At 31.8% G+C, this 17,759-nt stretch carries 18 protein-coding genes and 1 tRNA gene; 9 read left to right on the top strand and 10 right to left on the bottom strand.

What is annotated here, in order from left to right; translation table 11 throughout:
- Window positions 1–31: 31 nt before the first annotated feature.
- Complete coding sequence (locus AAC069_RS04410) at window positions 32–673, bottom strand: outer membrane beta-barrel protein (RefSeq protein ID WP_339919280.1); 642 nt, start codon at window positions 671–673, stop codon at window positions 32–34.
- 77 nt (window positions 674–750) lie between these two features.
- On the opposite strand from AAC069_RS04410, the gene AAC069_RS04405 reads away from it, so the two are divergent.
- The gene (locus tag AAC069_RS04405) at window positions 751–1,734 is read left to right on the top strand and encodes an SPFH domain-containing protein (RefSeq protein ID WP_339919279.1); all 984 of its coding nucleotides are present in this window, start codon (window positions 751–753) and stop codon (window positions 1,732–1,734) included.
- Window positions 1,735–1,764: 30 nt separating this feature from the next.
- Here the strand turns inward: AAC069_RS04405 and AAC069_RS04400 are convergent, their stop codons facing one another.
- From AAC069_RS04400 to AAC069_RS04385, 4 genes are all read right to left on the bottom strand, one after another.
- Window positions 1,765–2,019, bottom strand: coding sequence for a DUF6327 family protein (locus tag AAC069_RS04400; protein WP_339919278.1), 255 nt, complete (start codon window positions 2,017–2,019; stop codon window positions 1,765–1,767).
- A gap of 8 nt (window positions 2,020–2,027) precedes the next feature.
- Window positions 2,028–2,378 carry a competence protein gene (locus AAC069_RS04395; protein WP_339919277.1) on the bottom strand — a complete coding sequence of 117 codons (351 nt, stop codon included), beginning with the start codon at window positions 2,376–2,378 and terminating at the stop codon, window positions 2,028–2,030.
- 37 nt (window positions 2,379–2,415) lie between these two features.
- Window positions 2,416–2,745, bottom strand: a complete 330-nt coding sequence (locus AAC069_RS04390) for a YtxH domain-containing protein (RefSeq protein ID WP_091085572.1) — start codon at window positions 2,743–2,745, stop codon at window positions 2,416–2,418.
- A 309-nt stretch (window positions 2,746–3,054) separates the two neighbouring features.
- Window positions 3,055–5,157 (bottom strand): glutamine--tRNA ligase/YqeY domain fusion protein, encoded by a 2,103-nt coding sequence (locus AAC069_RS04385; protein WP_339919276.1) that lies wholly within the window; start codon window positions 5,155–5,157, stop codon window positions 3,055–3,057.
- 146 nt (window positions 5,158–5,303) lie between these two features.
- On the opposite strand from AAC069_RS04385, the gene folB reads away from it, so the two are divergent.
- Both folB and AAC069_RS04375 read left to right on the top strand, forming a co-directional pair.
- Window positions 5,304–5,663, top strand: a complete 360-nt coding sequence (gene folB / locus AAC069_RS04380) for a dihydroneopterin aldolase (RefSeq protein WP_339919275.1) — start codon at window positions 5,304–5,306, stop codon at window positions 5,661–5,663.
- Between the two features lie 127 nt (window positions 5,664–5,790).
- Window positions 5,791–5,861 (top strand) — tRNA-Cys (locus AAC069_RS04375).
- A gap of 552 nt (window positions 5,862–6,413) precedes the next feature.
- On the opposite strand, the gene AAC069_RS04370 is transcribed toward AAC069_RS04375, so the two are convergent.
- From AAC069_RS04370 to rnr, 3 genes are read right to left on the bottom strand one after another with little or no spacing between them, the layout of a single operon-like run.
- Window positions 6,414–7,097, bottom strand: coding sequence for a LysE family transporter (locus AAC069_RS04370; RefSeq protein WP_339919274.1), 684 nt, complete (start codon window positions 7,095–7,097; stop codon window positions 6,414–6,416).
- 19 nt (window positions 7,098–7,116) lie between these two features.
- A complete protein-coding gene (locus AAC069_RS04365) occupies window positions 7,117–7,785 on the bottom strand; it encodes a head GIN domain-containing protein (protein WP_339919273.1) in 669 nt (222 codons plus the stop codon).
- A 5-nt stretch (window positions 7,786–7,790) separates the two neighbouring features.
- Window positions 7,791–9,983 carry a ribonuclease R gene (gene rnr, locus AAC069_RS04360; RefSeq protein ID WP_339919272.1) on the bottom strand — a complete coding sequence of 731 codons (2,193 nt, stop codon included), beginning with the start codon at window positions 9,981–9,983 and terminating at the stop codon, window positions 7,791–7,793.
- Between the two features lie 118 nt (window positions 9,984–10,101).
- Between rnr and AAC069_RS04355 the strand changes: the two genes are divergently transcribed.
- Window positions 10,102–10,341, top strand: coding sequence for a hypothetical protein (locus AAC069_RS04355; RefSeq protein WP_074721113.1), 240 nt, complete (start codon window positions 10,102–10,104; stop codon window positions 10,339–10,341).
- Window positions 10,342–11,035: 694 nt separating this feature from the next.
- Complete coding sequence (gene rpiB, locus AAC069_RS04350) at window positions 11,036–11,467, top strand: ribose 5-phosphate isomerase B (RefSeq protein ID WP_091085592.1); 432 nt, start codon at window positions 11,036–11,038, stop codon at window positions 11,465–11,467.
- Window positions 11,468–11,538: 71 nt separating this feature from the next.
- Here the strand turns inward: rpiB and AAC069_RS04345 are convergent, their stop codons facing one another.
- Window positions 11,539–11,814: a DUF1294 domain-containing protein gene (locus tag AAC069_RS04345; protein ID WP_339919271.1), complete on the bottom strand. Its 276-nt coding sequence runs from the start codon at window positions 11,812–11,814 to the stop codon at window positions 11,539–11,541.
- A 176-nt stretch (window positions 11,815–11,990) separates the two neighbouring features.
- On the opposite strand from AAC069_RS04345, the gene AAC069_RS04340 reads away from it, so the two are divergent.
- Both AAC069_RS04340 and AAC069_RS04335 read left to right on the top strand, forming a co-directional pair.
- Complete coding sequence (locus tag AAC069_RS04340; protein WP_339919270.1) at window positions 11,991–13,115, top strand: Fic family protein; 1,125 nt, start codon at window positions 11,991–11,993, stop codon at window positions 13,113–13,115.
- 7 nt (window positions 13,116–13,122) lie between these two features.
- Complete coding sequence (locus tag AAC069_RS04335; protein ID WP_339919269.1) at window positions 13,123–15,246, top strand: Tex family protein; 2,124 nt, start codon at window positions 13,123–13,125, stop codon at window positions 15,244–15,246.
- Window positions 15,247–15,283: 37 nt separating this feature from the next.
- Here the strand turns inward: AAC069_RS04335 and tatA are convergent, their stop codons facing one another.
- Window positions 15,284–15,466 (bottom strand): twin-arginine translocase TatA/TatE family subunit, encoded by a 183-nt coding sequence (gene tatA / locus AAC069_RS04330; RefSeq protein ID WP_074720351.1) that lies wholly within the window; start codon window positions 15,464–15,466, stop codon window positions 15,284–15,286.
- Window positions 15,467–15,678: 212 nt separating this feature from the next.
- Here tatA and AAC069_RS04325 point away from each other — a divergent pair, with 212 nt between their 5' ends.
- Together AAC069_RS04325 and AAC069_RS04320 are read left to right on the top strand one after the other, a co-directional pair.
- Window positions 15,679–16,194 (top strand): peptidase, encoded by a 516-nt coding sequence (locus tag AAC069_RS04325; RefSeq protein WP_339919268.1) that lies wholly within the window; start codon window positions 15,679–15,681, stop codon window positions 16,192–16,194.
- Window positions 16,195–16,252: 58 nt separating this feature from the next.
- Window positions 16,253–17,740: a GH3 auxin-responsive promoter family protein gene (locus AAC069_RS04320; protein ID WP_339919267.1), complete on the top strand. Its 1,488-nt coding sequence runs from the start codon at window positions 16,253–16,255 to the stop codon at window positions 17,738–17,740.
- Window positions 17,741–17,759: the final 19 nt, after the last annotated feature.

Below are 17,759 nucleotides of genomic sequence, written 5' to 3'. Positions count from 1 at the left end.
CAAAAAGCCTCCGTAAATACGGAGGCTTTTTTTATAAATATAGAATAATATTTCCATTAAGTATTCCAGGATTTCCTTTAAAATTAACCCCCAGCTGCTTCGTATTAAGATTATCAAGCATGTTATTTATTCCATACTGATACGAAACATTAAATCTAAAATGACGTACACCAGCTGTAATACCAACAGTTGGATAGAAATTAAATTTAGAAATATCAACAATGTCCTTTGCTAACAATGCGGTCCCATTAATCGTATTGTTTTCATCTTCATAATCAATTTTAAATTTTCCATTCACTTGTACAATTGGTCCAAACTCCACACTCAAAATATTTTCTACAAGAATATAACTCAACTGTAGCGATATCTGAGCCGAAGCCAGTTTATAATTAACATCTACATTTTGAACATTGAGTTTCCTAGTAGCCACTGAAAAATTATTTTCGCTAAACTGTAGTGCGTAAACCATATCCCAATTATCATAGAAATTCCCTCTCACAGATAAACCAGCATTCCAACCTAAATCCGGCTTTGTTTGAAAATTGTCAGTATTCATAGTAAGCTGATTTACTCCAAACGTCACCCCTATCCTATTAGAATCCCTATAACCATATTGTGCAAAAACGGTACATACAACCAAAATCAAAACTGATGTAAAATAGAGCTTTTTCATATTCTTGAATTAAACGTTCACAAACCTAAAGATTTTTTGTAATTTAACACTAATTTTTAATCTTAATTATACATCTTATGAACATTACATTAATTATCCTACTTGTTATTGGATTATTTATTCTACTGTCTTCATTCTTCACAGTGAAGCAGCAAACTTCTGTTATCATCGAACGATTCGGTAAATTTCACAGCGTTAGACAATCAGGACTCCATTTGAAAATTCCCCTAATTGATAGAGTTGCAGGACGTGTAAATCTTAAAATCCAACAACTAGACGTAATTATCGAAACCAAAACTAAAGACAATGTCTTTGTCAAACTTAAAGTTTCGGTTCAATTTATGGTGGTCAAAGAAACGGTTTACGATGCCTTTTATAAATTAGAATACGCACATGACCAAATTACTTCTTACGTATTTGATGTGGTTCGTGCCGAGGTTCCAAAATTAAAATTAGATGATGTTTTTGAAAGAAAAGATGACATCGCCATTGCCGTGAAAAGAGAACTAAACGAAGCTATGACCACATACGGATATACAATTATCAACACATTAGTAACTGATATTGACCCGGATATTCAAGTAAAAAACGCCATGAATAGAATTAATGCTGCTGATAGAGAGAAAACAGTAGCTGAATTTGAAGCGGAAGCATCTAGAATTAGAATTGTTGCAAAAGCAAAGGCAGAGGCAGAAAGTAAACGTCTACAAGGACAAGGTATTGCAGATCAAAGAAGAGAGATTGCTAGAGGATTAGTAGAAAGTGTGGATGTATTAAATAGAGTTGGAATTAACTCTCAAGAAGCTTCTGCGTTGATTGTGGTTACACAACATTACGATACTTTACAAGCTATTGGTGCTGATACTAATTCTAATTTGATTTTATTACCAAATTCACCACAAGCAGGTAGTGACATGCTAAACAATATGGTGGCAAGCTTCTCAGCTAGTAATATGGTCGGGGAATCAATGAAAAAAGGAAATAGAAAAGCTAAAACAAAAACTGAACCTATCACTCCAATAGAAAATGAAGAGGAAGACGATTCTGAAACAGAAGAATAATACTTTTTATTATTATAACAAAAAAGAGGCCTAACGGCCTCTTTTTTTATCTATTATCCATTTGATCACAAATGGTACTGCTATGTTTAATATGGTACCATAAGAGCCATTAAAGCCTGTTTTAAAGGAGCCCAACAAATTGTTAACTAAATGTTTAGGTGTAATGCTTTCCTTAGTTTTATGATAGCCCAGAATAATTTTTTGATAGCTGATTTCTTTTTCTATATTTAAAATCTCAAGTTCTCTATCAATTTGATCATACGATGAATATTTTTTAGTTCCCATAGTTTAGTTTAGTCGTTAAAAAATATTTCTGAAAATTTCTCTAATAGAGGTCCTTCCACTACCTTATCTCTAACCAAAAATAAAACTCCTGTAGCAAGAAGATAAATCACTCCAACAATCAGAAAACCATATGGAAAACTATCCAAATAATTTCCAATAGCAAATGCAAGGGCTAAAGAAAGAAATAACAAAACCATACTAAAACCCAACAATATCAAAGAAAACTTTAAAATCGTAGTCGTTGATTTCATTGCCATTTTAAAAGTCCGCAATTTATAATAGGCTAGATTATTTTCAATATATGCTTGCGTCTGTTCTTGAATTTCTTCAACATTCTCTTTTATTTCTTCAAATGCCATACATTAATTATTTATTTTCAAATTTAAAGCTTATTAATTATTTTTGAAGTTTTGAGTTTTTCTCTTTTAGCTCAGCTAATTTACTTTCAAGGAAACTAATTACATCTTCTGTTTTATGACTCATACTTGAAAGTAAATCATCATAGCTTCCTTCAAAATCAAATTTCGTACTAGTGAATTTTGTTTTTACTTCTTCAGAAAGTTCTTCATACTTTTTTTGTAAATCCTTTTGAGCATCTTTATAACTGTCTTTAATTTTTACTCTTGTTTTTGAACCTTTATCCGGAGCAAATAAAATTCCAACACCAGCTCCAATAGCTGCACCAGTTAAAATTGCTAAAATCGTATTTCCTGTATTCTTTGACATAATTTTTTATATTTAATTAGTAATAACATAAAGATACAAATTTTATTAACATTTACATGTTAATAAGCAATAAAAGTGATTTTAAAATGATTAAAAGCTTATATAAAGGATACTAATCAATGAAAATAGCATAGTTCATGCTATTTAATGTATAAAACTTAAAAACAGCTTAATCAAGCTATATGGGAGTCGTTTTTAATATATAAAAACAATTAAATATTTGTATTTGATAGTTTTTTACAATAATAAGAAAAACGCCCATTAAAGGCGTTTTTGTATTATTAAAATCTATTCTATAAGAAAAATAGATTAGAGCTTTAGGTTAGTTAATAAATCAGAAACTTTTTCATTTTTCTCTGTGTTTTTCAATTCTGCAAGCTGATTTTTAAATTCATCAAAATTAACAGCATCCGTACTCAAATTCTGAATTGCTAAAATCCTAACGGCAGCCAATTGACTTTTTAACGACATCGTGTATAATTTTGTCAAAACCTCTTTTTCAATATCTTTCGGTTGTACTTTATCAGAGTGCAGTAAAATTAAATTAGCAAACAATAAAGAATTATTGTCATTCTTAACATTTTTAACAACCGTTTGGTTTATCAGACTGAAATTATCGATACTTAGTATGTTAGCAACGATATTTTCCAACATCAAATCAGCATTAGAAACGTCTTTTTCTTTCACATATTTATTGATTTCTTTTTGTGTATTCACCAATAAATTACTTTCTTTCTTGCCTTTTTCTTCCCAAGCATCTTTGAGCCCAACTGTTTTATTGAAAACTAGATTACCTTCTCTACTATCTTTATCTGTATTAAAATAACCCAAACGTTGGAATTGAAATTTATCTCCAGGGGTACTAGAAGCTAAACCTGGTTCTACAAAACCTTTCACTATTTCGAGAGAATTAGTATTCATAAATTCTAAAAAGTTCTTTTCTTTATGACTGTCTGGCGCTTCATCAATAAACAAACGATCGTACAAACGAATCTCAGCTTCAATGGCATGTTTTATGGAAACCCAATGCAAGGTACCAGCTACTTTTCGTTGAGAAGCTTCACTCCCACTACCGCTTCGGCTGTCTTCATCATAAGAAACATGGATTTCGGTAATAGTACCTTCACTGTCCTTTACAACACTTTCGCCTTTAATTATATATGCATTTTTAAGACGAACCTCATTCCCAATACTTAAACGGAAAAACTTCGCTGGAGCAACTTCAAGAAAATCTTCTCTTTCTATGTATAATTCACGAGAAAAAGGCAATTTTCTAAAACCGGCAGCATCATCTTCCTGATTATTTTCAGCATCTAATGACTCTTCTTTATCTTCAGGATAATTAGTAATAACTAATTTTACTGGGTCTAAAACTGCCATTACTCGAGGCGCTGTTTTATTCAAATCTTCACGAAGACAAAATTCTAAAAGAGATACGTCGATTACATTCTCACGCTTTGCAACACCAATGATATCACAAAACTTACGAATAGAAGCTGCAGTATACCCTCTTCTTCTTAAACCAGAAATAGTTGGCATTCTTGGATCATCCCATCCATTAACAATGTTTTCCTGCACCAATTGCAATAACTTTCGCTTGCTCATTACAGTGTAATTAAGGTTCAAGCGAGCGAATTCATATTGATGTGGTCTTACCTTATTTTCATCATAAATTTGGTCTAAAAACCAATCGTATAACTCGCGGTGCATCACAAATTCTAATGTACAGATTGAATGTGAAATTTGCTCTACATAATCGCTTTCGCCATGAGCATAATCATACATTGGATAAATTTTCCAATCGTTAGCTGTTCTATGATGATGACGGTGTAAAACACGATACATCAAAGGGTCACGCATCAACATATTAGTCGATGACATATCTATTTTTGCACGTAAAACATGGCTTCCTTCTGGATAATCGCCATTTTTCATCGCTTCGAACAAAGTCAAATTCTCAGCTACAGAACGGTTTCTATAAGGACCGTCTACTCCAGGTTGAGTAGGTGTCCCTTTTTGCATAGCCATATCTTCAGAAGACTGACTGTCTACATAAGCTTTATTGTTTTTAATCATTTCAACCGCCCAATCATAGAGTTGTTGAAAATAATCAGAAGAATATCGTTCTTCAGTCCAATTAAAACCCAACCATAACAAATCTTCTTTTATGGCATCAACATATTCCTGCTCTTCTTTAGCTGGATTTGTATCGTCAAAACGTAAATTAACTGGCGCGTTGTATTTTAATCCTAAGCCAAAATTAAGACAAATTGATTTAGCATGACCAATGTGCAAATAGCCATTTGGTTCTGGTGGAAAACGAAAACGAAGTTGCTCCTTTGGAAAACCATTTGCTAAGCTTTCTTCTATAATCTGTTCTATAAAATGAAGTGATTTTTCTTCTGTAGACATAATGTTGTATTAAAGAAGCAAAGTTATCAAAATTGTTGGTTAAATAGCGAATGCAGGATTTGCTTATTTCTTTTTAAGCCAATAAAATTCAAATAATTCGTACTTTTATAAAAAAATAAACAAGCTAATTAAAGACGATACATAAAATGGGAACTATTAAATTAAAAAATATACGCACCTACTCCTATCATGGTTGCCTGATCGAAGAAGGAAAAATAGGTTCCGATTACTCGATTGACCTAGAAATAAAGACCGATTTACGTAAATCTTGCCAGTCAGATGACTTGAATGACACCGTAGATTATGTATTATTGAATACAATTGTTGTGGAAGAAATGGAAATCCGTTCCCATTTACTAGAACATGTGGCACAAAGGATAATTACACGTGTATTTGGAGAAATTCCAGAAGTTTCTAGAATACTATTGGCTGTTTCTAAATTAAATCCTCCTATTGGTGGTGATGTTGAAGCGGTTACTGTTGAATTAGAAAAATACAGAAGTTAAACCGATTGCAAATACCGCAAATGTAAACGCATTTTAAAAGCAGAAAATAATAATTTTTTAAAACTTTTAAACTTTAAACTTTTAAACTCTAAACTTTTTAAGTACTTTTGCCATCCATTCAATAAATGGCGTCGTGGCCGAGTGGCTAGGCTGGGCTCTGCAAAAGCTCCTACTGCGGTTCGAATCCGCACGATGCCTCTAAAACCTTCAAGGAAACTTGGAGGTTTTTTTTATATTAAATTTTTTAGAAAATTTTATTAAAGATATGTTCCAATCCGAACTATGCCTCTAAAGCCTTCAAGGAAACTTAGAGGATTTTTTACGTTCAATTTTTTAGTAAAATTTATTAAAGATATGTTCGAATCCGAACCATGCCTCTAAAGCCTTAAACGAAACTTGGAGGTTTTTTTATGTTCAATTTTTTAGAAAAATTTATTAAAGATATGTTCGAATCCGAACCATGCCTCTAAAGCCTTCAAGGAAACTTGGAGGTTTTTTTTTATATTCAATTTTTTAGAAAAATTTATTAAAGATATGTTCGAATCCGCACGATGCCTCTAAAACCTTCAAGGAAACTTGGAGGTTTTTTTATGTTCAATTTTTAGTGAATAGTTTCAAAGAGAGTCACAAAGAAGACACAGAGAATCGCCAAAATTTAAACCATTAAAATTCTTAGCTAGATTTTAAGTCATTTTAAAACATAAAAAAAACCGCTCAAATAGAGCGGTTTAAATATATAAGACAAAAAATTTAATGTTCCTTCTCTATTTTTTGAAATGCATTTTTAACCATTTCTTTTTCTTTTGGAAACCAACCTTGTGTTATCAAAACGATTCCAAAAACCATCAAAACAACACTGATTCCTTTTTTAATTTTAAGGATATTAGTTGGAGTCATCTTTGTTTTTAACTGTTTAGCTAAAAGAATTTTAATACAATCTACTAATAAATAAGTGATAATTACAGCAGCAAAAAAAGTAACCATTCTCGAAGTTTGCATGTCTAATTTTGGACCCACCGAAATGATTATCGCTAACCAAAAACCTAGCACTCCAATATTAATAATATTCAAGAAAAATCCTTTAATAAAAAGACTAAAATAATCTTTTCTTATGATTTCATTATCAATTTTTTTAGTGTCAATCTTCTTTTCTTTCCGCAAACTGATAAAAGAAATAATACCATAGGCTAACATCAACATCCCTCCAAAAATAAAGAGAGCTGGTTTGTCTTTTAAAGATTGGATTAACCTATAACTCCCAAGGTATGCAATACCAATAAATACTATATCTCCTAAAATAACACCTAAATCAAAAACTATTGCAGCTCTAAAACCCTTTATAATACTTGTTTCAAGTAAAATAAAAAATACGGGACCAATCATAAAACTTAGGAAAATTCCCCAAGGAATTCCGGATAAAATATCGTTTACCATTAAAATTTATAACTACGAATTATTTTTTTTCTACGATCGTTCCACCAAACAATGTTTCTTTATTGATTTGTCTTGGACTTCCATAAATGTAAATTGAGCCTCCTGCTTTAACTTTAGCGTCAACAAGAGTACTAGCATGTATTTCTGCATTTCCTCCCGCAGAAACGTTTATTGAGGTTTGTGAGGTATGTAATTCTTTAGATTGTAAATTTCCACCAGACATAATAACTACATCTTGATTTAAAGCTTTACCAGATAATTCAATAATTCCACCTGTAACTGCTTTTACATTTACTTTTTCAACATCTAAATCAATATTAATCTGTGCTCCTTCTTTTGCACTTAAATCCATGATCGTTTGTTTGAACCTAGTATCACATGAAACAAAAGAACCTTCGGTTGCAGTGATACTTTCAATGTTTCTAAAATACAATTTAATAGTAATATCATCTCCGGATAACAATTTAGGAAATGGCATTCTTATTTTTAATTCTCCATTTTTATTAACAAATTCAACTTCACTTTCCCTATTACCGGTAATTTCTGCTTTATTTTCTGAAGATGAAATTAGTTCAACTTTAAGTTTATCAAATACTTTGATATCACTAAAATCACCTAAGTTTTTAGTAACCTGACCAAAGCTCATTTGGGCAACAATAACAAATGTTATAATCAACAATCTTTTCATTTTTTTTATTTTACTGGTTCTTCAATACGTCTTAAAAAATTAAAATCAAGTTGTTTTTTAACTAGATCCGCATTTTTAACATTAACGTAAATTTCGTCCCCTAATTGTAATAATTTATGCGAACTTGCTCCTACGAGTGCATATTGTTTCTCATCGAAAGAATAATAATCATCTTTTATATCTCGAATTCGAACCATACCTTCACATTTATTTTCAATGATTTCGACAAAAATTCCCCATTCAGTAACACCAGAAATAACTCCCAAAAATTCTTGATCTTTATGATCCTGCATGTATTTCACCTGCATGTATTTGATAGAATCTCTTTCTGCTTGGGTAGCTAATCCTTCCATTGTAGAAGAATGTAAACATTTAGCTTCATAGGTATCTTCGTCTACGGACTTTCCGCCATCTAGATAAAACTGTAGCAAACGGTGTACCATAACGTCAGGATAACGACGAATAGGCGACGTAAAATGAGAATAATAATCAAATGCTAATCCATAATGCCCTATGTTATCAGTAGAATATTTAGCTTTACTCATCGTTCTGATGGTTAAAGTATCTACTAAATTCTGTTCTTTAGTTCCTACAACCTCACTTAATAAACTATTCAACGATTTTGAAATATCGTCTTTACTTCTTAAATCAATTTTATAACCAAATTTTGCTATAACCGTTTGTAATGCAATTAATTTATCTGCATTAGGCTCATCGTGAATTCTATATATAAAAGTTTTCTTTTGTTTACCAATGAATTCAGCCACTTTTTTATTGGCCAAAAGCATAAATTCTTCAATCAAATGATTAGCATCTTTTGATACTTTAAAGTAAACGCCTTCCGGTTCTCCTTCTTCATTTAAGTTGAATTTTACTTCTACTTTATCAAAAGAAATAGCTCCGTCGTTCATTCTTTTTCTTCGGAAAATCTTAGCTAATTCATCCATTTTTAAAGTAGCAGCAACAATTTCATCCGAAACAACATAAGAACTTCCTGTGATGGAAATTTCTTCGGGTATTGTATTGTCCTTAGTTTCTATAATATATTGAGCTTCTTCGTAAGCAAAACGTTGATCAGAATAAATTACTGTTCTTCCAAACCATTGATTAACTACTTCACATTTATCTGTAATTTCAAAAATAGCCGAAAAAGTATATTTTTCTTCATTTGGACGCAATGAACATGCAAAATTAGACAGTACTTCTGGCAACATAGGTACTACCCTATCCACTAAATAAACAGAGGTAGCTCTTTGATAAGCCTCGTCGTCAAGAATACTTCCTTCTTCTAGATAATACGAGACATCGGCAATATGAATACCTATTTCGTAATTTCCATTTTCTAATTTTTTGAATGATAAAGCATCATCAAAATCTTTGGCATCTTTTGGATCAATAGTAAAAGTCAATGTATCGCGCATATCGCGACGATTAGCAATTTCACTTTCTTCTATCGAAGTATCAATTTTTTGAGCAAAGGTTTCAACTTCAATTGGAAATTCAGCTGGCAAACCGTATTCAGCTAAAATAGCGTGAATCTCGGTGTCGTGCTCTCCTGGTTTTCCTAATACTTTAATCACAGCTCCAAAAGGACTATCTGCTCTTGAAGGCCAGTCTTCGATATGAACTAATACCACATCTCCTTGCTCTGCCTCTCCTATTTTATCTTTTGGAATAAAAATATCCGTATACATTTTTGGATTGGCTGTAGAAACAAAAGAAAAATTCTTCTGAATATCAATAACTCCTACAAAATCAGTTTTATGTCTTTCAATCACTTCAATAACCTCACCTTCAGGTCTTTTACCTTTTCTTCGGTTGTAAACATATACTTTGACAATATCTTTATCTAAGGCATGGTTTAAATTATTCGTTGGAATAAATACATCTTCCTCTAATTCAGCACAAACAAAATAGGCTGTTTTTCTACCTGTCATGTCAATCTTGCCTTCGTAATACTCTTTGCTTTCTGCTTTAATCAAATATTTTCCTGGCTCTGATTCTATAATTTTATTTTGGCTTGCAAGTATCTTTAAATCCTTTATAATTTGGTTTCTACTTTGTGTATCGTCAAGCTCTAGCTTTGCTCCTATTTGTTTATAATTGAATGCTTTATTAGCACTTTGCGATAATATTTTTATAATTTGTTCAGAGAAATCTTTCTCTTTCTTTACCGGCTTTCTTATTCTTTTACTCATAAATCTTTTCTTAAAAGTCGAAAATTACGAAATAGTATGCAGTTATAAGAAAATAGCAGGCAGTTTTAAAGAAAATATAACTTTACAGAATAGTTGTATCTTTATGAAAACAATAAAAATGGAAGCATTTATAACTATCGCTATTTTTGATTACATCCATGAAATAGAAATTCTAAAACATCGATTGGATCAGGAAGGTTTGCAGTATTATTTTCAGAATGAATTGATGTCATCAATTGTTCCCATGTACTCAACTGCTCTTGGAGGAATCAAACTTAAAATTCATCCTAATGACTTTGCTAGCGTAAAAGCAATTTTACAAGAAATGAAGTACGATAACAATTTAAAAATTGTTTAATTTTTCTTTAAAGTTGTCAACACATATATAATACAATAAAAAAAAAAATTAATTTAAATTATTTATTAATGGGTATTATAGCTTGTTAATAGTGGCTATAAATATTTAAGAAAAAGTATTGAAACCAAGTTGTAGAACTTTATTCGGAGTTATTAACAATACTATATTTACTTAAATATCTAGTTTTAAAGAGTTTTTATGTTTTAATTAACAATGGTTGATAGACTAAAATCATTTGAATTTGTAAATAAGTATTTTTTAAAATTTTGTTAATAAAGCACTTTTTTATATTGATAACTATTCTAAAAATTCACCAAAGTAAATTTGGATTTCTAATGTGGGTTTTTGATTACTTATTTTTTTAATACTACAGAAAAATAGTTCTAATATTCTATCTCAAGTTATCAACAATTAATGTTAACTTAAAGTTAACTGAATATCAAGCAATTGCGTTTTACTATTAACAATGGATATTTTTAACAAAATAAATTCATATTATTTATTGATTATCAATGTTTTATGAAATAATGATAATTGTTGATAACTGCTAAACTTACTCGTAATCTGTGTGTTACAATGCAGTAAAATAAGGCTGCTGCCGCTGTTGTTCTTTTTTAACAAATAAAGAATTCCATACTTTAATTATACAAAATTGTTTTGGTAGATTTGCAGCACACAACTTAATAGAAATAAAATGAAAATAGCAATTGGAAATGACCATGCTGGTCCAGAATATAAAAAAGCCATTGTAGATATGCTTAAAGCAAAAGGATATGAGGTAACTAATTATGGAACAGATTCAAATGATAGTGTAGATTATCCTGATTTTGGGCACGCTGTTGCAAAAGATGTAGCTGAAGGAAAAGTTGATTTTGGAATTGTTATTTGCGGAAGCGGTAATGGAATAGCCATGAGTGCAAACAAACACCTTAAAGTACGTGCTGCTTTATGTTGGATGAAAGAGATAGCAGCTTTAGCCCGTCAACATAATGATGCTAATATTATTAGTATTCCAGCTCGTTATACATCTATTCCACAAGCAGTAGAAATGGTAAATACTTTTTTAAATACTGAATTTGAAGGAGGAAGACACCAAACCAGAGTAGATAAAATTGCGTGTTGCTAATTTTTAAAATCGAGGTGCTTCGTACCAAATAACTATATCTAGCCTATTTATTTTTAAATGAATAGGCTTTTTTATTTGGAATAAAATCCAAAATAAAAGTAGGTATAAAGAAGTACTATTTGGATTGTTACAATAGCCCAAAACTTCAATAGATAAGTTCTTTTTGCTGTTTTATGTCTAAAAAGTAACATAGCAATTCCTGCGCCTATAGTACCTCCAAAAACTACAAAGCTTAAAAGTGTTTTTTCTGGTATTCTTCTTTTTTTGTTTTTGGATAGGTATTTATCGTAGGCGATAAGTAAGAAGGCAAAAATAGAAACGCTTATTATGTAGTAATTAAAAATCATTGGAAGACATATAAATAGGATTCGAAGATAGCTTAATTTAAAAAACCAGTAAAATTTTTATTAAGCAACTTCGTTATTTTAAAAAAATGTTATTTTTTAAAATAGTAGTATTCACTAATTTAAAAAACACGTAAATTTTAAAATAATAATTATATTTGTTTTAAAAATATACCGAAATGAAGAATTATAAATCAGGAAATTTTGAAAATCAGGGGTATTATAAAAGTTTTCAACCCTCTTTTATAAATAAACATTGGTTGTTAGATGATATGGAAATCCAACAATTGCTTTCTAAAGCAGATAGACAATTAGGAAGATTGGATATGTATTCTGAATATATTCCAAATATTGATATGTATATTAGTATGCACGTGCTGAAAGAAGCTACACAAAGTAGTAAAATTGAAGGCACGCAAACTAATATAGAGGAAGCACTTTTAGACAAAGATGATATTGTTCTGGACAAAAGAGACGATTGGGAGGAAGTTCAAAACTATATTGAAGCTATGAATTCAGCAATCAAAGAGTTAGAAACGCTTCCATTTTCCTCCCGATTAATAAAAGAAACACATCGCACCTTATTGCAAGGAGTTAGAGGAGAAAATAAACAACCGGGCGATTTCAGAACTAGTCAAAATTGGATTGGAGGTGCTTCAATAAATGACGCTACATTTATCCCTCCAGTGCATAATTCATTGGCGGAATTAATGAGTGATTTAGAAAAATTTGCTCATAATGAGGAATATTATTTTCCTGATTTACTCAAAATAGCATTAATTCATTATCAATTCGAAACGATTCATCCCTTTTTGGATGGTAACGGTAGAGTAGGAAGGTTGCTGATAACATTATATTTAGTAGATAAAACCATTCTCAAAAAACCAATTTTATATTTATCTGATTTTTTCGAAAGAAACAGACAATTATATTATGATAATTTGATGAATGTGAGAACCAAAGACGACTTAAAACAGTGGTTTAAATTTTTCTTGGTAGGTATTATTGAAACTGCCAAAAGTGGTATTGAAACTTTTGATGCAGTTTTAAAACTAAAGAAAGAAACAGAAGATAAAATTCAAAAAACAGCTAGTAGAAGCAATCATTTGTTGAATATTATGGAGTTTCTATATCAAAAACCAACTATTAATGCCTCCAAAATAGTTGATATTACAGGGGTTTCACAAGCTACCGCCTATAAAATTTTGGAAGAATTAATAATCATGAAAATTTTAAAAGAAATAACAGGAAGCAAAAGAGGCAAAGTTTACGTATTTGACCCTTATATACAATTATTCAAATAACAATAGAATGACTAACATACAATTCATATCAAAAATAGTTGCTACAGCAGCAATTAATATTCAAAAAACCGTTCAATTATTACAAGAAGATTGTACTATTCCCTTTATTTCTAGGTATCGTAAAGACACCACTGGAAATCTAGATGAAGTTCAAATTGAGCAAATCGCTAAGCTTCAAAAAGAGTATGAAGACATTGTAAAGCGCAAAGAGGCAATATTAAAATCAATTATGGAGCAAGGCGCTATGAACGAAACGCTGTTTGCTAAAATTGATAAAAGCTTCGATATACAGGAACTGGAAGACATCTATTTACCTTATAAAAAGAAAAAAAAGACAAAAGCTGATGTTGCCCGTGAACATGGTTTAGAACCATTAGCTAAAATCATTATGGCACAAAATAATGATGATGTTGATTTTTTAGCAACACAGTATTTGAACGACAATGTTGTTAATGAAGATGCCGCTTTACAAGGGGCAAGAGATATTATTGCCGAATGGATAAATGAAAATATTTATGTTCGAAAACAGTTGCGACGCCTGTATCAACGAAGTGCTACTGTTAGTACCAAGGTAGTAAAAAAGCAAAAAGAAGAAGAAAAAGCACAAAAATTTGATCAATATTTCGATTGGTCAGAACCATTAAGTAAAGCACCGTCGCATCGACTATTAGCGATGCTTCGCGCAGTTAACGAAGGTTTTGTAAAACTAAAAGTGGAAGTAGATGTTGATACCGCATATGATATAATAGATGAGTTGATTTTAAAAGGTCAAAACAAAACTACTTCACACGTACAACTTGCTATTGAAGACAGTTTTAAAAGATTGTTGAATCCGGCTATTTCAAATGAAGCTTTGCAGGAAGCTAAAGCCAAAGCAGATGCCAATTCGATTCAGGTTTTTGCCAATAACTTAGGACAATTACTATTAGCGCCGCCATTAGGTGAAAAAAGGATTTTGGCGATTGACCCAGGATTTCGTTCCGGTTGTAAAATTGTCTGTTTGGATGAAAAAGGGGATTTATTGTATAATGAAACTATTTATCCGCATGCTCCACAAAAAGAAGAAGCTATGGCGATGAAAAAAATTCGTTCGATGGTGAATTCGTATAAAATTGATGCAATCTCGATAGGAAACGGAACCGCTTCCCGTGAAACTGAGTTTTTTATAAAGAAAATTGCGTTCGACAAACCGGTGCAGGTTTTTATTGTTTCGGAGGCTGGAGCGTCGGTGTATTCAGCATCTAAAATTGCCCGTGAAGAGTTCCCAAATTATGATGTAACGGTTCGTGGTTCGGTTTCTATTGGGAGACGATTGTCAGATCCATTGGCTGAATTGGTAAAAATTGACCCAAAAGCCATTGGCGTAGGCCAATACCAACATGATGTTGATCAAACTAAACTGAAAGAAGAATTAGACAATACGGTAATCCGTTGTGTGAATTCTGTTGGGATAAATATTAATACAGCTAGTAAACATTTATTGAGTTATGTGAGTGGAATAGGAGAGAAGCTCGCAGAGAACATTGTGAACTACCGTTCAGAAAATGGTCCTTTTGAAAATAGAAAACAACTGAAAAAAGTCCCGCGTTTGGGTGAAAAAGCGTATCAGCAAGGGGTTGCTTTTATTCGAATTTCGAATGCTAAAAATCCATTGGATAATTCGGCTGTACATCCGGAAGCCTATGGAATTGTCGAAAAAATGGCTAAAGATTTGAAACTTTCGGTAAATGATTTGATTGCAAACAAAGAAAAAACAGCCTTAATAAAACCGGAGAATTACATCACTCCCGAAATAGGTCTGTTAAGCTTGAAAGATATTATTAAAGAGCTTGAAAAACCAGGATTAGATCCAAGAAAATCAGCAAAAGTATTTGAATTCGACCCGAATGTCAAAACGATTAAAGACGTAAAATCTGGTATGATATTACCGGGAATCGTCAATAACATCACTAATTTTGGATGTTTTGTTGATATTGGAGTAAAAGAAAGTGGTTTGGTTCACATCTCGCAGCTCAAAGCTGGCTTTGTAAGCGATGTGAACGAAGTTGTGAAGTTACACCAACATGTAACCGTAAAAGTAACAGAGGTCGATGAAGACAGAAAACGAATTCAATTGACAATGATACTATAAGAGCATAAAAAAAGTCCCGACAGCATCGGGACTTTTTTTATTTTTTTTCGTTTTCAGTTTCGTCTTTCTTATCAGCTGAAGGCTCTTCTTTAGCGGCATTTTTGAATTCTTTAATTCCGCTTCCTAATCCTTTCATTAATTCTGGAATTTTCTTACCTCCAAAAAGTAATAAAACAACTGCTAATATAACAAGGATTTCTGTAACACCAAATCTTCCCATGATTGAATAATTTATGCCGAAGCAAATTTGTAATAAATCTTGGGACAAAGGTAAATAGAATAACTTAATAAGAATTCAATTTAACTATTATTTAATTCAGTTAGGGTTAAAAATGTATTAAAATTAAATCATTGCCATGAATTAAGCCGAACTAAGTGGTCAAAGCACTTTCGTTGACATTAATTATTATATTTGTAACATAAAGAAAAAGTATGGCAGGTAAAAGATTGAAAAGGAAAAAACTTCACCGTAAATTATTCACTAAAAACCGCTTGGTTATTTTGAATGAGGATACTTTTGAAGAAATATTTTCTTTAAAATTAAATTTAATGAATGTTTTTGTTGTGGCGACTATTGGTGCCATTTTTTTGATTTCAGTCACTACTTTTATAATCGCATTTACCCCTTTAAGAGAATTCATTCCGGGGTATTCTTCTTCTAAATTAAAAAGGGATGCGACTGAATTAGCTTTAAAATCAGATTCATTAACCATAGCACTTAAGAAAAATGAGGCCTATATTCAATCCATTCAAAAAGTACTTAACGGAGAATTAGAATATGCAAAATTTAATAAAGATTCCATTCTTGCATCCAGTACGGAAGTAGTGCCACAAGTAAAATTATCGGCATCAGAAGAAGAATTAGAATTAAGAAAAGAAGTAGCAAAAGAAGAGAAAAATGCCCAACCAGCCGCTACGAAGGCTGGGAGTAAAAACACGAAAAAATAAAACCTTTGTGCCTTTCGGTAGCTATCGAAAGCGACTTCGTGGCAAAACCCAAAAAACTATGTCAGTAAAATCAGCCGCAGCAAAATTATTTGCCAAGAAAATATATAAGAAAACGCAAGCCTGGGCCAGCAATCCTGTTGATAGCCAAAAAAATGTTTTAAATTCATTAATTAAAGAAGCGAAGAAGACTGAGTTTGGAATCGATCATCATTTTGACCAAATAAAAACATTTGAAGATTTTGCAAAACACGTTCCTATTCGAGATTACGAGGATTTAAAACCTTATGTTGAAAAAGTGGTAAAAGGAGAAGAAAATATTCTTTGGAAAGGAAAACCGCTTTATTTTGCTAAAACATCAGGGACGACTTCCGGAGCAAAATACATTCCGCTTACTAAGGAATCCATGCCATATCATATTGAAGCGGCGCGAAATGCAATCTTACATTACATCCATGAAACGGGTAAGGCTGATTTTGTGGACGGAAAAATGATTTTTCTACAAGGAAGTCCAATTCTGGAGGAAAAACACGGAATTAAATTTGGTCGACTGTCAGGAATTGTAGCGCATTTTGTTCCAAAATATTTGCAAAAAAACCGAATGCCATCTTGGGAAACTAATTGTATTGAAGATTGGGAAAGGAAAATAGATGCCATTGTCGAAGAAACCTTCGATGAAAACATGACTGTAATTTCAGGAATTCCATCTTGGGTGCAAATGTACTTTGAGCGTTTGCAACAAAAAGGAGGGAAGACCGTGGGCGAAATATTCAAAAACTTTAATCTGTTTATTTATGGCGGTGTTAATTACGAACCTTACCGAGCCAAATTCGAAAATTTAATAGGTAGGAAAGTAGATAGCATTGAACTGTTTCCGGCTTCGGAAGGGTTTTTTGCTTATCAAGACTCGCAAAAGGAAAAAGGAATGTTACTGTTGTTGAATGCAGGAATATTTTATGAATTTGTTAAAAGCGACGAATTTTTCTCTGATAAACCCAGAAGGTATACTATTGGGGAAGTGGAATTAGGAGTTAATTATGTATTGATAATTTCCACTAATGCCGGACTTTGGGGCTATAACATTGGAGATACAGTGCAGTTTACTTCATTAAAACCGTATCGAATTATCGTTTCGGGAAGAATTAAACATTATATATCTGCTTTTGGGGAACACGTAATTGGCAAAGAAGTAGAATGTGCTTTAAAGGAAGCTATGGAGGGAACAAAAGCACGTGTAAATGAGTTTACCGTTGCTCCGCAAATAAGCCCACTAAACGGTTTGCCTTATCATGAATGGTTTATTGAATTTGAAAATGAACCCGAGGATCCGGCCGTTTTCAAGGAAGCGTTAGACAATGCGATGAGAAAACAAAATATGTATTATGATGACTTGATTGTAGGTAATATTCTGCAAAAAGTAGTGATAACCAAAGTGGTCAAAAACGGTTTCCAAGATTATATGAAATCGATAGGAAAACTAGGTGGGCAAAATAAAATCCCGAGGCTTTCAAACGACAGGAAGATTGTCGAAGTGTTGAACATTAAATAAAAGAATTATATTCGTAGGT

Source organism: uncultured Flavobacterium sp. (assembly GCF_963974175.1).
Classification (GTDB): Bacteria; Bacteroidota; Bacteroidia; order Flavobacteriales; family Flavobacteriaceae; genus Flavobacterium.
The sequence above is the reverse complement of the archived record's forward strand: the minus strand, read 5'-3'. Positions and strand labels throughout refer to the sequence as shown.

Excerpts from the sequence above, each read along its gene's own strand:
- AAC069_RS04410 (WP_339919280.1), bottom strand. The coding sequence starts at position 673 with ATGAAAAAGCTCTATTTTACATCAGTTTTGATTTTGGTTGTATGTACC.
- AAC069_RS04405 (WP_339919279.1), top strand. The coding sequence starts at position 751 with ATGAACATTACATTAATTATCCTACTTGTTATTGGATTATTTATTCTA.
- AAC069_RS04400 (WP_339919278.1), bottom strand. The coding sequence starts at position 2,019 with ATGGGAACTAAAAAATATTCATCGTATGATCAAATTGATAGAGAACTT.
- AAC069_RS04395 (WP_339919277.1), bottom strand. The coding sequence starts at position 2,378 with ATGGCATTTGAAGAAATAAAAGAGAATGTTGAAGAAATTCAAGAACAG.
- AAC069_RS04390 (WP_091085572.1), bottom strand. The coding sequence starts at position 2,745 with ATGTCAAAGAATACAGGAAATACGATTTTAGCAATTTTAACTGGTGCA.
- AAC069_RS04385 (WP_339919276.1), bottom strand. The coding sequence starts at position 5,157 with ATGTCTACAGAAGAAAAATCACTTCATTTTATAGAACAGATTATAGAA.
- folB (WP_339919275.1), top strand. The coding sequence starts at position 5,304 with ATGGGAACTATTAAATTAAAAAATATACGCACCTACTCCTATCATGGT.
- AAC069_RS04370 (WP_339919274.1), bottom strand. The coding sequence starts at position 7,097 with ATGGTAAACGATATTTTATCCGGAATTCCTTGGGGAATTTTCCTAAGT.
- AAC069_RS04365 (WP_339919273.1), bottom strand. The coding sequence starts at position 7,785 with ATGAAAAGATTGTTGATTATAACATTTGTTATTGTTGCCCAAATGAGC.
- rnr (WP_339919272.1), bottom strand. The coding sequence starts at position 9,983 with ATGAGTAAAAGAATAAGAAAGCCGGTAAAGAAAGAGAAAGATTTCTCT.
- AAC069_RS04355 (WP_074721113.1), top strand. The coding sequence starts at position 10,102 with ATGGAAGCATTTATAACTATCGCTATTTTTGATTACATCCATGAAATA.
- rpiB (WP_091085592.1), top strand. The coding sequence starts at position 11,036 with ATGAAAATAGCAATTGGAAATGACCATGCTGGTCCAGAATATAAAAAA.
- AAC069_RS04345 (WP_339919271.1), bottom strand. The coding sequence starts at position 11,814 with ATGATTTTTAATTACTACATAATAAGCGTTTCTATTTTTGCCTTCTTA.
- AAC069_RS04340 (WP_339919270.1), top strand. The coding sequence starts at position 11,991 with ATGAAGAATTATAAATCAGGAAATTTTGAAAATCAGGGGTATTATAAA.
- AAC069_RS04335 (WP_339919269.1), top strand. The coding sequence starts at position 13,123 with ATGACTAACATACAATTCATATCAAAAATAGTTGCTACAGCAGCAATT.
- tatA (WP_074720351.1), bottom strand. The coding sequence starts at position 15,466 with ATGGGAAGATTTGGTGTTACAGAAATCCTTGTTATATTAGCAGTTGTT.
- AAC069_RS04325 (WP_339919268.1), top strand. The coding sequence starts at position 15,679 with ATGGCAGGTAAAAGATTGAAAAGGAAAAAACTTCACCGTAAATTATTC.
- AAC069_RS04320 (WP_339919267.1), top strand. The coding sequence starts at position 16,253 with ATGTCAGTAAAATCAGCCGCAGCAAAATTATTTGCCAAGAAAATATAT.